The 14,725-nt window shown below is 55.1% G+C and carries 11 protein-coding genes; 2 read left to right on the top strand and 9 right to left on the bottom strand.

Going from position 1 to position 14,725, the window contains the following annotated elements; all coding sequences use genetic code 11:
- The first annotated feature begins 102 nt into the window (after positions 1 to 102).
- Entirely contained in the window at positions 103 to 582 is a 480-nt protein-coding gene (gene folA, locus ACLJTG_RS15780; protein WP_000624379.1) for a type 3 dihydrofolate reductase, read from the top strand.
- A 105-nt stretch (positions 583 to 687) separates the two neighbouring features.
- Here folA and apaH read toward each other — a convergent pair whose 3' ends face one another.
- From apaH to lptD, 6 genes are read right to left on the bottom strand one after another with little or no spacing between them, the layout of a single operon-like run.
- On the bottom strand, positions 688 to 1,536 hold the full coding sequence (apaH, locus tag ACLJTG_RS15785) for a bis(5'-nucleosyl)-tetraphosphatase (symmetrical) ApaH (protein ID WP_000257211.1): 849 nt from the start codon (positions 1,534 to 1,536) through the stop codon (positions 688 to 690).
- Positions 1,537 to 1,546: 10 nt separating this feature from the next.
- Positions 1,547 to 1,924 carry a Co2+/Mg2+ efflux protein ApaG gene (apaG, locus tag ACLJTG_RS15790; protein WP_000610894.1) on the bottom strand — a complete coding sequence of 126 codons (378 nt, stop codon included), beginning with the start codon at positions 1,922 to 1,924 and terminating at the stop codon, positions 1,547 to 1,549.
- Between the two features lie 2 nt (positions 1,925 to 1,926).
- Positions 1,927 to 2,748, bottom strand: coding sequence for a 16S rRNA (adenine(1518)-N(6)/adenine(1519)-N(6))-dimethyltransferase RsmA (gene rsmA / locus ACLJTG_RS15795; protein WP_001065397.1), 822 nt, complete (start codon positions 2,746 to 2,748; stop codon positions 1,927 to 1,929).
- On the bottom strand, positions 2,745 to 3,734 hold the full coding sequence (gene pdxA, locus ACLJTG_RS15800) for a 4-hydroxythreonine-4-phosphate dehydrogenase PdxA (protein WP_023238199.1): 990 nt from the start codon (positions 3,732 to 3,734) through the stop codon (positions 2,745 to 2,747). The genes rsmA and pdxA overlap by 4 nt, the downstream gene beginning before the upstream one ends.
- Entirely contained in the window at positions 3,734 to 5,020 is a 1,287-nt protein-coding gene (gene surA, locus ACLJTG_RS15805) for a peptidylprolyl isomerase SurA (RefSeq protein WP_000800482.1), read from the bottom strand. Before surA ends, pdxA begins: the two co-directional genes overlap by 1 nt.
- A gap of 53 nt (positions 5,021 to 5,073) precedes the next feature.
- Complete coding sequence (lptD, locus tag ACLJTG_RS15810; RefSeq protein ID WP_000746119.1) at positions 5,074 to 7,434, bottom strand: LPS assembly protein LptD; 2,361 nt, start codon at positions 7,432 to 7,434, stop codon at positions 5,074 to 5,076.
- A 253-nt stretch (positions 7,435 to 7,687) separates the two neighbouring features.
- On the opposite strand from lptD, the gene djlA reads away from it, so the two are divergent.
- Positions 7,688 to 8,500: a co-chaperone DjlA gene (gene djlA / locus ACLJTG_RS15815; protein ID WP_001200595.1), complete on the top strand. Its 813-nt coding sequence runs from the start codon at positions 7,688 to 7,690 to the stop codon at positions 8,498 to 8,500.
- A 94-nt stretch (positions 8,501 to 8,594) separates the two neighbouring features.
- Here the strand turns inward: djlA and rluA are convergent, their stop codons facing one another.
- From rluA to polB, 3 genes are all read right to left on the bottom strand, one after another.
- Positions 8,595 to 9,254, bottom strand: coding sequence for a bifunctional tRNA pseudouridine(32) synthase/23S rRNA pseudouridine(746) synthase RluA (rluA, locus tag ACLJTG_RS15820; protein WP_000525196.1), 660 nt, complete (start codon positions 9,252 to 9,254; stop codon positions 8,595 to 8,597).
- 11 nt (positions 9,255 to 9,265) lie between these two features.
- Positions 9,266 to 12,172, bottom strand: a complete 2,907-nt coding sequence (gene rapA / locus ACLJTG_RS15825) for an RNA polymerase-associated protein RapA (protein ID WP_001116968.1) — start codon at positions 12,170 to 12,172, stop codon at positions 9,266 to 9,268.
- 173 nt (positions 12,173 to 12,345) lie between these two features.
- Positions 12,346 to 14,697: a DNA polymerase II gene (polB, locus tag ACLJTG_RS15830; RefSeq protein WP_079951385.1), complete on the bottom strand. Its 2,352-nt coding sequence runs from the start codon at positions 14,695 to 14,697 to the stop codon at positions 12,346 to 12,348.
- Between the last annotated feature and the right edge of the window lie 28 nt (positions 14,698 to 14,725).

Raw genomic sequence — 14,725 nt, forward strand, 5'->3', positions numbered from 1 at the left:
GCAGAACGAAAAATTTTCGTGCTCATCCTCTTTTCGTCAGTCGACGAAAGATTGCGCTTTACGTATAGTGGCGGCAATTTTTTTTGTATCAGGAAATAATTAATGATCAGTCTGATTGCGGCGTTAGCGGTGGATCGCGTCATCGGTATGGAAAACGCCATGCCGTGGAACCTGCCTGCCGATCTCGCCTGGTTTAAACGTAACACGTTAAATAAACCTGTCGTCATGGGACGTCACACCTGGGAGTCCATCGGACGCCCCTTACCGGGACGTAAAAATATTGTTATCAGCAGCCAGCCAGGCACCGACGATCGCGTGCAGTGGGTGAAGTCTGTCGATGAGGCGATTGCCGCTTGCGGCGATGCGCCGGAAATTATGGTCATTGGCGGCGGGCGCGTGTACGAGCAGTTCCTGCCAAAGGCGCAGAAGCTTTATCTGACGCATATTGATGCGGAAGTCGAAGGCGATACCCATTTTCCGGATTATGAACCGGATGACTGGGAATCGGTATTCAGTGAGTTTCACGATGCCGACGCGCAGAATTCTCACAGCTATTGTTTCGAGATTCTGGAGCGTCGTTAACGCTGTAGTGCCGGATGGCGGCGAAACGCCTTATCCGGCCTACTCTTGAGCCAGATGTCGCCAGATGTAGGCCTGATAAGCGTAGCGCCATCAGGCATAAACCTATCAGGCGTTGACCGCTTCGCCTTCGCCCATATCCATCTGGCGGTTTGACGGCTGCACAAAATACTGTTTATCTTCCCAGCGTAAACAGGTCAACTCCCCGCCCCAGCAGCAGCCGGTATCCAGCGCGTAAATACCTTCCGGCGTCCCTTTCCCTTCCAGCGACGCCCAGTGCCCGAACGCAATACTGTAAGCCTCGCTCACCGGCCCCGGAATGGCGAACCACGGCTTCAGCGGCGCAGGGGCATTTTCCGGCGACGCTTTGCTGTACATATCCAGTTGACCGTTAGGAAAGCAGTAACGCATACGGGTAAAGGCATTAGTAATAAAGCGTAGCCGCGCCAGACCGCTTAACTCCGGCGACCAGTTATTCGGCATATCGCCATACATCGCGTCGAGGAAAAAGGGGTACGAGTCGCTCGACAGCACCGCTTCAACATCGCGGGCGCACTCTTTTGCCGTCTGCAAATCCCACTGTGGGGTAATACCCGCATGCGCCATGACCAGCTTTTTCTCTTCATCTACCTGCAACAGCGGCTGACGGCGTAACCAATTCAACAGCTCATCGGCGTCCGGCGCTTCAAGAAGCGGGGTCAGCCGGTCTTTAGGTTTGTTGCGGCTAATCCCGGCGAATACGGCCAACAGGTGTAAATCGTGATTCCCCAGCACCAAACGCACGCTATTGCCAAGCGATTTGACGTAGCGTAACACGTCCAGCGAACCGGGACCGCGGGCGACCAAATCGCCAGTCAGCCACAGAGTGTCTGTATCTGGCGTAAATTCCACTTGCTGTAATAAGGCGATCAGTTCGTCGTAGCAACCGTGAACGTCGCCGATGAGATAAGTTGCCATTGTTATAATTTTAGTGAATGAGTGTAGGGACGGCGAGTCGAAACACGGGAATGTCGATGGTAAAGGCGTCGCCATTTTCATCGATCATTTCGTAATGACCCTGCATGGTGCCCAGCGGCGTTTCAATTACCGCGCCGCTGGTGTACTGATACTCTTCGCCAGGCGCAATGCGCGGCTGGACGCCAACCACACCTTCGCCCTGGACTTCGGTTTCACGGCCATGACCATTGGTAATCAGCCAGTAGCGGCCCAATAGCTGCACTGGCGCCCGGCCCAGATTGCGGATGGTTACGGTATAGGCAAAAACGTAACGTTCATCGTCAGGTGAGGATTGCGCCTCAATGTAGACGCTTTGCACCTGAATACACACTCTGGGCGAATTGATCATGTTTAACTCTCCTTCAAAGGCGCGTTTTCCGACAGATAGTTGGCCATCTGGCAGTACTGCGCGACAGAGATATTTTCCGCGCGCATTGCCGGGTCAATACCCATTTCCGTCAACGTCTCAACGCTAAAAAGGTTGCCGAGACTGTTACGGATCGTTTTACGGCGCTGGTTAAAGGCCTCGGTGGTAATACGGCTCAACACGCGAATATCTTTAACCGGGTAAGGCATTGTTGCGTGTGGAACCAGACGCACCACGGCGGAGTCCACTTTGGGCGGCGGCGTGAAGGCGGATGGCGGCACTTCAAGCACCGGGATCACCTGACAGTAATATTGCGCCATCACGCTTAAACGACCATACGCTTTGCTGTTCGGCCCTGCAACCAGACGATTTACCACTTCTTTTTGCAACATAAAGTGCATGTCGGCAATGGCATCAGTATAGCTAAAGAGATGGAACATCAGCGGGGTGGAGATATTATAGGGCAGATTGCCGAACACACGCAGCGGTTGGCCCAACTGCGCAGACAGTTCGCCAAAGTTCATGGTCATGGCGTCCTGCTGATAAATAGTCAGCTTCGGCCCTAAAAACGGATGGGTTTGCAAACGCGCCGCCAGATCGCGGTCAAGTTCAATGACCGTGAGCTTATCCAGTCGTTCGCCGACCGGCTCCGTCAGCGCCGCCAGGCCGGGGCCGATTTCAACCATCGCCTGGCCTTTTTGCGGATTAATAGCAGAAACAATACTGTCGATCACAAACCGATCGTTGAGAAAGTTTTGCCCGAAGCGTTTACGGGCTAAATGGCCCTGATGGACTCGATTATTCATTGGGTATTAACAATCATTTTGATGGCGAGATTAAGCGCCGTAATAAAACTGCCGACATCCGCTTTTCCACGGCCCGCCAGTTCAAGCGCGGTGCCGTGGTCAACGGAGGTTCGAATAAAAGGTAGGCCGAGCGTAATATTCACTCCCCGACCGAACCCTTGGTATTTTAGCACGGGCAGGCCCTGATCGTGGTACATTGCCAGCACCGCGTCGGCATTATCGAGATATTTGGGCTGAAACAGCGTATCAGCAGGTAGCGGCCCGTTGAGTTTCATCCCCTGCGCCCGCAGCTCGTCGAGCACCGGAATGATGGTGTCTATCTCTTCCGTGCCCATATGACCGCCTTCGCCCGCGTGCGGATTCAGGCCACAGACAAGAATGCGCGGTTCGGCAATACCAAATTTGGTCCGCAAATCGTGATGCAAAATAGCAATCACTTCGTGCAAAAGCGCAGGGGTGATGGCGTCTGCAATCGCCCGTAGCGGCAGATGCGTGGTCGCCAGCGCCACGCGAAGTTCTTCGGTTGCCAGCATCATCACGACTTTTTTCGCCTGCGAACGCTCTTCGAAAAACTCGGTATGACCGGTAAACGGAATGCCTGCGTCGTTAATAACGCCTTTGTGCACGGGGCCTGTGATCAGCGCGGCAAATTCACCGTTCAGACAGCCATCACACGCTCGCGCCAGCGTCTCGACCACATAGGGGCCATTTTCTACCGTCAACTGACCGAGGATGGCAGGCGCGCGCAGCGAGACCGGCAATAGAGTCAACGTTCCCGCGGGCTGCGGCGCAGCGGGGACATCAGGCGAGTAAGGGAGAAGCGAGAGGGGCAGGCCGAGCATGGCGGCCCGCTCCGTCAGGAGCGCGCCGTCCGCACAGACGACCAGTTCAATCGGCCACGCGCGTTGTGCCAGTTGGACAACAAGGTCGGGGCCAATCCCGGCGGGTTCGCCGGGAGTGATAACAACGCGTTGCGCACTGCTCATTAGTTACTCAAAATCTTAACGTAAGCGCTGGCGCGCTGTTCTTGCATCCAGGTCGCCGCTTCTTCTGAGAATTTACGGTTCATCAGCATACGATAAGCGCGATCTTTCTGCGCCGCATCGGTTTTGTCTACCTTACGCGTATCCAGCAATTCGATCAGATGCCAGCCGAAAGAGGAGTGTACCGGCGCGCTTATTTGGCCTTTATGCAGCTTCGTCAGCGCGTCGCGGAACGCCGGATCGAAAATATCTGGCGTAGCCCAACCCAAATCACCGCCCTGGTTAGCGGAGCCCGGGTCCTGAGAGTACTCTTTCGCCGCAGCGGCAAATGTGGTTTTACCACTCTTAATGTCAGCCGCGATTTCTTCCAGCTTCAGGCGCGCCTGCTGATCGTTCATGATCGGCGACGGCTTAAGCAGAATATGACGAGCGTGAACTTCGGTCACGGAGATACTCTGGCTCTGACCGCGCAGGTCGTTTACTTTCAGAATGTGGAAACCGACGCCGGAGCGAATCGGGCCGACAATGTCGCCTTTCTTCGCGGTGCTCAGCGCCTGGGCGAAAATCCCCGGCAGCTCCTGGATACGGCCCCAGCCCATCTGACCGCCTTTTAGCGCCTGCTGGTCGGCAGAGTAGGTAATCGCCAGTTTGCCGAAATCTGCGCCGTTACGCGCTTCTTCAACAATGCTTTCCGCCTGGCGCTGCGCGTCGTTAACCTGCTCGGAGGTTGGGTTTTCCGGCAGAGCAATCAGGATATGGCTCAGGTTCAGCTCGGTGCTGGCGTCGTTTTGGGTGCCAATCTGTTTTGCCAGCGCGTCAACTTCTTGCGGCAAAACGGTGATACGGCGACGAACCTCGTTGTTGCGCACTTCAGAGATAATCATCTCTTTACGAATCTGGTTACGGTAGGTTGAATAGTTCAGCCCATCGTAAGCCAGACGGCTGCGCATCTGATCCATCGTCATATTGTTTTGTTTGGCGATGTTGGCGATGGCCTGATCCAACTGCTCATCTGTGATCTTCACCCCCATCTTCTGACCCATCTGCAGGATAATTTGATCCATAATCAAACGTTCCAGGATCTGGTGACGCAGCGTGGCGTCGTCCGGAAGCTGCTGACCTGCCTGACCCGCGTTGAGTTTGACTGATTGCATTAAGCCATCAACGTCGCTTTCCAGCACGACGCCATTATTGACGACGGCTGCGACTTTATCGACTACCTGGGGGGCAGCGAAACTGGTATTCGCGATCATGGCGATACCGAGAAGCAGCGTTTTCCAGTTCTTCATACTTTTTCCATTTCAATTAACCGCAATGCGGATTACGTTGTAAATCAATCAGATTACATAGAGCTTTGGTACGGCAGAATGTTCGAACGCAACATTTCTTGCGTGCCGAGGCCGTAGTTAGAGCTCAAACCGCGCAGCTCAATGTTGAAGCCAATCGCGTTATCATAAATCGCGTGTTGTTTATCGTTATCCCAACCGTTCAGCTTACGTTCGTATCCGACGCGGATCGCATAGCAGCAAGAGTTGTACTGCAAGCCGAGCATCTGGTCTGCAGGTTTGCTCGAATTGGTATCGAAGTAGTACGCGCCGACAATCGACCAGCGATCGGCAATCGGCCAACTTGCCACCGCGCCCACCTGGTTGATGCCGTTTTTATACTGCTCTGCCGTGGAATAATACGAAGGCAACGTAGCCTGAATATATTCCGGGCTGGCATAGCGGTAGTTCAACTGTACCAGACGATCCTGATCCCGACGGTATTCGAGGCTGCTGCTGCTGGTAGCGACGCTATCCAGACGGGTATCGTACTGCACTCCGCTACGCAGCCCCCAGCGTTCTGAAATACGCCAGTAAGTGTCGCCTGCCCAAACCAGCGAACCGGTTTTGTCGTCATTCTCCCATTTAATGTTGTCATCGCCGGTGCGAGACTCCGTGAAATAGTAGATTTGACCAACAGAAACGTTAAAACGTTCAACGGCGGCATCATCATAAATGCGTGTTGTGACGCCGGTCGTGACCTGGTTGGCGGAAGCAATACGGTCGAGACCGCCATAAGTGCGGTCGCGGAACAGGCCGTTATAGTCGGATTGCAGCAAAGAAGAATCGTAGTTATAGATGCCGCTCTGGTCGCGGTACGGCACATACAGGTACTGCACGCGTGGTTCCAGCGTCTGGGTATACCCCGGCGCCAGCATCGCCATATCGCGTTCGAAGATGAGCTTACCGTCGACTTTAAACTGCGGCATGACGCGGTTAACCGAATCTTCCAGCTTATTTTTATTGTTTGGATCGCTGTTATAGCTGTCCAGATTCGTTTGCTGATAGTGCGTCGCCATCAGCTTCGCTTCGGTGTTCAGGCTGCCCCAGCGGTTGGAGAGCGGCAAATTGATGGTTGGCTCCAGGTGGACGCGGGTCGCTTCCGGCATATTGTCTTTGGTGTTGACGAAATGTACCGCCTGGCCGTAAATCCGGGTATCAAACGGCCCGAGATCGTTATGGTAGTAGTTAACGTCTAACTGCGGCTCCGCAGAGTAGCTGCTGGTGTTTTGATCGTTAAAGACCTGGAATTGTTTGGTCGACACCGTAGCGTCAAAGTTTTGTACGGCGTAGCCGACGCTGAATTTCTGCGTTGCGTAACCGTCGGTACTGGAACCGTACTTACTGTCGAAATCGTTAAAGTAGCTGGAGTCGCTGACTTTGGTGTAATCGACGTTAAAACGCCACACCTGATCCATCACGCCTGAGTGCTGCCAGTAGAATAACCAGCGGTGCTTATCGCCCTCTTTGGGATGTTCGTCCTCGTAGACTTTATCAGAAGGCAGATAATCTAATTCCATCAACCCGGCGCCGGCCTGCGTGAGATAACGGAATTCGTTCTCCCACATAATATTGCCGCGGCGGTGCATATAGTGCGGGGTGATGGTGGCGTCCATATTGGGCGCGATGTTCCAGTAATACGGTAAGTAGAACTCGAAATAGTTCTTGGTCGTGTATTTCGCGTTCGGGATCAGGAAACCTGAGCGACGTTTGTCACCGACGGGTAGCTGTAAATAGGGGCTATAAAAGATCGGAACCGGACCTACTTTAAACCGGGCGTTCCAGATCTCCGCAACCTGTTCTTCACGGTCATGGATGACTTCACTCCCCACCACGCTCCAGGTATCGGAGCCAGGCAGACAGGAGGTAAAGCTGCCGTTTTCCAGAATGGTATAGCGGTTTTCGCCACGCTGCTTCATGAGATCGGCTTTACCGCGCCCCTGACGGCCCACCATTTGGTAATCGCCTTCCCAGACGTTCGTGTCTTTGGTGTTCAGGTTCGCCCAGCCCTTCGGCCCTTTAAGGATGACCTGATTGTCATCATAATGCACATTACCCAGCGCATCGACGGTGCGTACAGGTTCCGGCTGACCTTCCGCCTGCTTCTGATGAAGCTGCACTTCATCCGCTTGCAGGCGGCTATTCCCCTGCATAATGTCCACGTTGCCGGTAAAAACGGCATCGTCCGGGTAGTTACCTTTAGCGTTATCGGCATTGATAGTAACCGGCAGATCGTTGGTATCGCCTTTTACCAGAGGACGATCGTAGCTCGGCACGCCCAACATACACTGTGAGGCGAGATCGGCTGCCAGCCCCTGATGACTATAAAGGGCGCTGGCGATCATGGTGGCCAGAAGAGTGGGAATACGTTTTTTCATACGTTGTATTTATTGTTCCATCATCGGTAGCGTTGCGCGTGACAAACGGTCACAGCCTAACTTACTCATCTTCGCTGCGCCAGTGTTAATCCTGCCGTTTAGCGTCTGTGGTGTTAGGCACGGCATTGAATGACAGGTATGATAATGCAAATTATAGGCGATGTCCCACAAATGACCGTAGCCTTCATTCGCGGAAAAGCACCTTATTTTGTGGGAGATAGCCTCACCGATAGCGTAACGTTTTGGGGAGTCTATGCAGTACTGGGGAAAGATAATTGGCGTCGCCGTAGCCCTGATGATGGGCGGCGGCTTTTGGGGCGTGGTCCTGGGTCTGCTGGTGGGCCATATGTTCGACAAAGCCCGCAGCCGAAAAATGGCGTGGTTTGCCAACCAGCGGGAACGGCAGGCGCTGTTTTTTGCCACCACCTTTGAGGTGATGGGCCACTTAACCAAATCAAAAGGACGGGTGACGGAAGCGGATATTCATATCGCCAGTCAGTTGATGGATCGTATGAATTTACACGGCGATTCACGTACTGCCGCGCAGAACGCCTTTCGGGTCGGAAAAGCGGATAATTACCCATTACGTGAAAAGATGCGGCAGTTTCGTAGCGTCTGCTTCGGGCGTTTTGATCTGATCCGGATGTTTCTGGAAATTCAGATCCAGGCGGCGTTTGCCGATGGTTCACTGCACCCTAATGAGCGGGAAGTGCTGTATGTGATTGCGGAAGAGTTAGGTATTTCCCGCGTACAGTTCGATCAGTTTCTGCGCATGATGCAGGGCGGCGCGCAGTTTGGCGGCGGTTATCATCAACAGTCCGGCGGCGGCTGGCAGCAGGCGCAGCGCGGCCCGACGCTGGAAGATGCCTGTAATGTGCTGGGGGTTAAAACCACCGACGATGCAACCACCATTAAACGCGCTTATCGCAAACTGATGAGCGAGCATCATCCGGACAAACTGGTCGCGAAAGGTTTACCGCCGGAAATGATGGAAATGGCGAAGCAAAAAGCGCAGGAAATTCAGAAAGCGTATGAGCTAATCAAAGAACAGAAAGGCTTCAAGTGATTGAATTGCCGGATGCGACTAGCGCCTTATCCGGCCTACGTTAATGAATGTAGGCCGGGCAAGCGAAGCGCCCCGGCATAAATTGGCTCAGAATTTAAAAATCTGCCGGGACTTTAAACGTCATGCTGTTACCGTAAGCGGGGTGGGTAATGGTCAGCATTTCGGCGTGTAACTGCAAACGCGGCGCCAGCGACAACGCTTCCGGCGAGGCGTAAAACCGATCGCCTAAAATCGGGTGGCCTAACGCCAGCATATGCACACGAAGCTGATGCGAACGTCCGGTGATCGGCTTGAGCACCACGCGGGCGGTATTATCCGCCGCAAACTCCACCACGTTATATTCCGTTTGCGCCGGTTTGCCGGTTTCATAACACACTTTCTGCTTTGGCCGGTTCGGCCAGTCGCAGATGAGCGGTAAGTCGACCAGTCCTTCCGCCGGGGAGGGATGCCCCCATACGCGCGCCACATACTGCTTTTTCGGCTCACGTTCGCGGAACTGGCGTTTTAGCTCCCGCTCCGCGGCTTTGGTCAGCGCCACTACAATCACGCCGCTGGTGGCCATATCCAGACGATGCACCGACTCTGCCTGCGGGTAGTCGCGCTGGATACGCGTCATAATGCTGTCTTTGTGCGCTTCCAGACGCCCCGGCACGGACAACAGGCCGCTGGGCTTATTGACCACCATAATGTGCTCATCCTGATACAGGATAACCAGCCAGGGTTCCTGCGGCGGATTGTAGTTTTCCATCCCCATGTACGGCTCCGTTATTGGTGCGTGACGACGATAAGACGCAGCGCGTCCAGACGCCAGCCTGCCTGATTCAGGCTTTCCAGCACCTGCTGACGGTTGCTGTCGATAGCGGCAAGTTCGTCGTCGCGGATGTTCGGGTTGACGGCGCGCAGCGCTTCCAGACGCGACAGTTCCCCGGACAGTTTTTCATCTGCCTCGCGGCGCGCGTTATCAATCAGCGCTCTGGCGGACTGTTCAATCTGGGTCTCGCCCAGTTGCAAAATGGCGTGGACGTCCTGTTGAACGGCGTTAACCAGTTTGCTGCCGGTGTGGCGATTCACGGCGCTGAGCTGGCGGTTGAAGGTTTCAAACTCGACCTGGGCGGCCAGATTGTTGCCGTTTTTATCTAACAGCATACGTACCGGCGTCGGCGGCAGGAAGCGGTTCAGTTGTAGCTGTTTCGGCGCCTGCGCTTCCACGACGTAAACCAGTTCGACCAGCAGCGTGCCGACTGGCAGCGCTTTATTTTTCAACAGCGAAATGGTGCTGCTGCCGGTATCGCCGGAGAGGATCAGATCCAGTCCGTTACGGATGAGCGGATGTTCCCAGGTAATAAACTGCGCATCTTCGCGAGACAGGGCTACGTCACGTTCAAACGTGATAGTACAGCCGTCTTCCGGCAGGCCGGGGAAATCCGGCACCAACATGTGGTCGGACGGCGTCAGCACGATCAGGTTGTCGCCGCGATCGTCCTGGTTAATGCCGACGATATCGAACAGGTTCATGGCGAACGCGATCAGGTTGGTGTCGTCGTCCTGTTCTTCAATGCTTTGTGCGAGCTGTTGGGCTTTTTCTCCGCCGTTGGAGTGGATCTCCAGCAGGCGGTCGCGGCCCTGTTCTAACTGGGCTTTTAGCGCTTCATGTTGCTCGCGGCAGGATTTGATCAGATCGTCAAACCCGTCGGTTTCTTCAGGCGCGGCCAGATAGTTAATCAGACTGGCGTAGGCTGAATCATAAATTGCGCGACCGGTCGGGCAGGTGTGCTCAAAGGCGTCCAGCCCTTCGTGATACCAGCGAACCAGCACCGACTGGGCGGTTTTTTCCAGGTACGGGACGTGGATCTGGATATCATGCGCCTGGCCGATACGATCCAGACGACCAATACGCTGTTCCAGCAGATCCGGGTTAAACGGCAAGTCGAACATCACCAGATTGCTGGCAAACTGGAAGTTACGTCCTTCGGAGCCGATTTCGGAACATAACAGCACCTGCGCGCCGGTATCTTCTTCGGCGAACCAGGCGGCGGCGCGGTCGCGTTCGATAATCGACATGCCCTCATGGAACACGGCGGCGCGGATGCCTTCGCGTTCGCGCAGCACCTGTTCCAGCTGTAACGCGGTGGTCGCCTTGGCGCAGATCACCAGCACTTTTTGCGAACGATGGCTGGTCAGATAGCCCATCAGCCACTCAACGCGTGGGTCGAAGTTCCACCAGGTGCCGGTATCGCCTTCGAACTCCTGATAAATTTGTTCCGGATAGAGCATATCGCGGGCGCGATCTTCCGCGCTTTTACGCGCGCCCATAATGCCGGAGACCTTAATGGCGGTCTGATACTGGGTCGGCAGCGGCAGTTTTACCGTATGCAGTTCACGTTTCGGGAACCCCTTGACGCCGTTACGGGTGTTGCGGAACAAAACGCGGCTGGTGCCGTGGCGATCCATCAGCATCGACACCAGCTCATCACGGGCGGCCTGCGCATCGTCGCGATCGCTATTAGCGGCCTGCAACAGCGGTTCAATATCCTGTTCGCCGATCAGATCGCCCAGCCTGTTCAGTTCGTCGTTGCTGAGTTTATTGCCCGCCAGCAGCATGGCCACCGCATCGGCGACAGGGCGGTAGTTTTTCTGTTCTTCGACAAACTGTTCGAAATCGTGGAAACGGTTCGGATCCAGCAGGCGCAGACGGGCGAAATGGCTTTCCATCCCCAGCTGTTCTGGCGTGGCGGTCAGCAGCAGCACGCCCGGTACGCGTTCAGCTAACTGTTCGATGGCCATATATTCACGGCTCGGCGCATCGGTACTCCACACCAGATGATGCGCTTCGTCGACCACCAGCAGATCCCACTCGGCGTCGCACAAATGTTCCAGACGCTGCTTATTACGGCGGGCGAAATCCAGCGAGCAGATCACCAGTTGTTCGGTTTCAAACGGGTTATACGCGTCGTGCTGCGCTTCGGTATAGCGTTCGTCATCGAACAGCGCGAAGCGCAGGTTGAAACGGCGCAGCATTTCTACCAGCCACTGGTGTTGCAGGGTTTCCGGCACGATGATCAATACGCGTTCCGCCGCGCCGGATAATAACTGTTGATGCAGAATCATCCCGGCTTCAATGGTTTTACCTAAGCCCACTTCATCCGCCAGCAGTACGCGCGGCGCGTGGCGACGACCTACATCATGAGCGATATTAAGCTGATGCGGGATCAGATTGGTCCGCTGACCGCGCAGGCCGCTGTATGGCATCCGGTACTGCTCGCTCTGAAATTTACGGGCGCGATAGCGCAGCGCGAACCGATCCATTCGATCGATTTGACCGGCGAACAGACGATCCTGGGGCTTACTGAAAACCAACTTGCTGTCGAGCAGAACCTCGCGCAACGTCACATTGGTCTCTTCGGTATCCAGGCGGGTGCCGACATAAACAAGCAGGCCATTTTCTTCTTTTACTTCATCGATATGTAGCTGCCAGCCTTCATGGCTTGTAATCGTATCGCCAGGGTTGAACATGACGCGGGTCACGGGAGAATCACTGCGCGCATACAGGCGGTTTTCCCCCGTGGACGGGAAAAGTAAGGTGACGGTTCGCGCATCCATCGCAACAACGGTTCCAAGTCCCAGCTCGCTTTCTGTATCGCTGATCCAGCGTTGACCAAGTGTAAAAGGCATATGTGTTCGGCTCTATATCTTTAATTGCAGGCATTACTCGCCATTCCCAGGCGACAGCACTGGATAATTGCGAGTATACGACCCCGCTACCAGGCTAATGTGGTAGTGGCGTTAATTAGGTCCAGGAATGGAAAGGGCGCTATGGTACTGGAAGGCGGCGCTTTCGTCACGCGTCAAAATAACCCCAGTTGCCCGGTCAGTAGTGTAGCAAAATTATCTTCAACGAAGGGAAGAATTCCTTCCGCCACGGGTTGTAGCTGGCGGGTAAGATAGTGTTCGTAATCCAGCGGCGACTGCTGGTAATCCAGGGGCTCGGGGCCGTTAACAGTCCAGACATATTTTATGGCGCCGCGATTCTGATACTGTGCCGGACGACCCTGCTTCAGGTTTTGTTCATCCGCCAGCCGGGCGGCGCGAACGTGCGGCGGGATGTTACGTTGGTACTCATGTAAAGGGCGACGCAGACGCTTACGATAAACCAGCTGCGCGTCCAGTTCGCCCGCCATCAGTTTATCGATAGTCTCACGCACATAGTCTTGATAAGGTTCATTGCGAAAAACACGCAGATACAGCTCCTGTTGAAAGCGCTGCGCCAGCGGCGTCCAGTCGGTCCGCACCGTTTCCAGACCTTTAAATACCATGCGCTGGCTGTCGCCTTCCTGAATCAGGCCCGCGTAGCGTTTTTTACTGCCAGTATCCGCGCCGCGGATGGTCGGCATCAGAAAACGGCAAAAGTGGGTTTCAAACTCCAGCTCCAGCGCGCTGGTCAAATTTTGCTGTTGTAACGTCTGCGCCCACCATTCGTTCACGTGACGCACCAGCCTGTGCCCGATTTCCGCCGCGTCGGCTTCTGAATGCGCGCGCCGGAGCCAGACGAAAGTGGAATCGGTATCGCCATAAATCACGTCATAACCCTGCGCCTCAATCAGCGCTTTGGTCTGGCGCATAATCGCATGACCGCGCATGGTGATTGACGACGCCAGACGGGGATCGAAAAAGCGACAGGCCGTGGTGCCGAGTACGCCATAAAAGGCGTTCATAATGATTTTAAGCGCCTGCGAGAGCGGTTTATTGCCCTGATGTTTGGCTTCATCGCGCCCGTGCCAGATTTGGCTAACAATTTCCGGCAGGCAGTGCTTTTCTCGTGAAAACCAGGCGTCAAGGAAACCTTCGGTACTGTGTTCCGGATCCGGCTGCGCCATGCCTTCGACCAGCCCGACGGGATCAATCAAAAACGTGCGGATAATCGACGGGTACAGGCTTTTATAATCCAGCACCAGTACTGAATCGTATAATCCGGGTTGTGAATCCATTACGTAGCCGCCGGGACTTGCCAGCGGCGGCACTTCGCCGAGATTGGGCGCGACATAGCCGGCGCGGTGCATTCGCGGAAAGTAAAGATGCCCGAATGCGGCGACCGAACCGCCGTGGCGATCGACCGGCAGGCCGTTGATCGTCGCGCGTTCCAGCAAAAACGGCATGATCTCGGTTTTATGGAAAATGCGCGTGACCAGCTCGCAGTCTTTCAGGTTGTAGGTGGCGAGGGCGGGTTTATCCTGGGCAAAGCGACGATCGATCTCATCCATACGATCCCAGGGATTATCAATGGATTTTCCTTCGCCGAGCAGTTCCTGCGAGACGGCTTCCAGCGAAAAAGACGAAAAATTCCAGAACGCGGATTTAAGCGCGTCGATACCATCGATAATGACTCGCCCTCTGGCCTGGGCGAAAAAAACGCCGTTTTTGAAGCCATGTTCGCGCCACTCCAGTTCGCTATTATCTCGCCCCAGCCGTAAAGGGATACGGTAGCGTTCGGCATGTTTTTGCAGCATACGCAGGTCGAACTGCACCACGTTCCAGCCGATGATGACGTCGGGATCATGCTCGGCAAACCAGGCGTTGAGTTTTTCCAGCAACTGCGGGCGGCTGGCGACATACACAAGCTCGAAGTCCAGTTGGCGGTCATCGCCGTTCGCCGGGCCCAGCATATAAACGGTACGCTGGCCGCAGCCTTCCAGACCAATGCAATACAGCTCGCCGTGTCGCGTGGTTTCGATATCCAGCGAGACCCATTTTAGCGGCGGTCGATAGTCGGGGTGGGGTTTAAGACGCGCATTGCGGATAACGCCGTTGCGCATCTCGCCATCTACCCAAACGGGCGACGTAATAAAACGTTCCATCAGGTAACGTTCCGGCGGGCGGACATCCGCTTCATAAACGGTGACGCCGTTTTCGCGCAGCAGTTTCTCCATCCGCATAAGCTGGCGGTGAGTACGGCAATACAGACCGGAGACCGGCTGACGATGAAAGTCTCGCAGCTGGAGCGGCGTCAGGCGATAGTCTTTTTCCGCCTGTAGCAGCGAGGCGGCGCGGGAGGTCTGGCTGGTCGGAATAAACGCCACGGACTCTTGCGGCGCCAGCGTCGCCTGCACAGGACCGTTGTCTGTCGCCAGCCAGAAAGAGACCTCCGTCCCTTGCGGCGTATCCCGCCAGTGCCGGGTTAAAATGAAACCTGCCTGCGCCACGATGATTACCTGTCTAAAAAATTCACGC

Source organism: Salmonella sp. SAL00672, from assembly GCF_046552175.1.
GTDB classification, from domain to species: Bacteria; Pseudomonadota; Gammaproteobacteria; order Enterobacterales; family Enterobacteriaceae; genus Salmonella; species Salmonella enterica.

What these genes read in the sequence shown, in the direction of transcription:
- djlA (WP_001200595.1), top strand. Translation starts at nt 7,688, where the DNA reads ATGCAGTACTGGGGAAAGATAATTGGCGTCGCCGTAGCCCTGATGATG.
- rsmA (WP_001065397.1), bottom strand. Translation starts at nt 2,748, where the DNA reads ATGAATAATCGAGTCCATCAGGGCCATTTAGCCCGTAAACGCTTCGGG.
- rluA (WP_000525196.1), bottom strand. Translation starts at nt 9,254, where the DNA reads ATGGGGATGGAAAACTACAATCCGCCGCAGGAACCCTGGCTGGTTATC.
- apaH (WP_000257211.1), bottom strand. Translation starts at nt 1,536, where the DNA reads ATGGCAACTTATCTCATCGGCGACGTTCACGGTTGCTACGACGAACTG.
- pdxA (WP_023238199.1), bottom strand. Translation starts at nt 3,734, where the DNA reads ATGAGCAGTGCGCAACGCGTTGTTATCACTCCCGGCGAACCCGCCGGG.
- rapA (WP_001116968.1), bottom strand. Translation starts at nt 12,172, where the DNA reads ATGCCTTTTACACTTGGTCAACGCTGGATCAGCGATACAGAAAGCGAG.
- folA (WP_000624379.1), top strand. Translation starts at nt 103, where the DNA reads ATGATCAGTCTGATTGCGGCGTTAGCGGTGGATCGCGTCATCGGTATG.
- lptD (WP_000746119.1), bottom strand. Translation starts at nt 7,434, where the DNA reads ATGAAAAAACGTATTCCCACTCTTCTGGCCACCATGATCGCCAGCGCC.
- surA (WP_000800482.1), bottom strand. Translation starts at nt 5,020, where the DNA reads ATGAAGAACTGGAAAACGCTGCTTCTCGGTATCGCCATGATCGCGAAT.
- apaG (WP_000610894.1), bottom strand. Translation starts at nt 1,924, where the DNA reads ATGATCAATTCGCCCAGAGTGTGTATTCAGGTGCAAAGCGTCTACATT.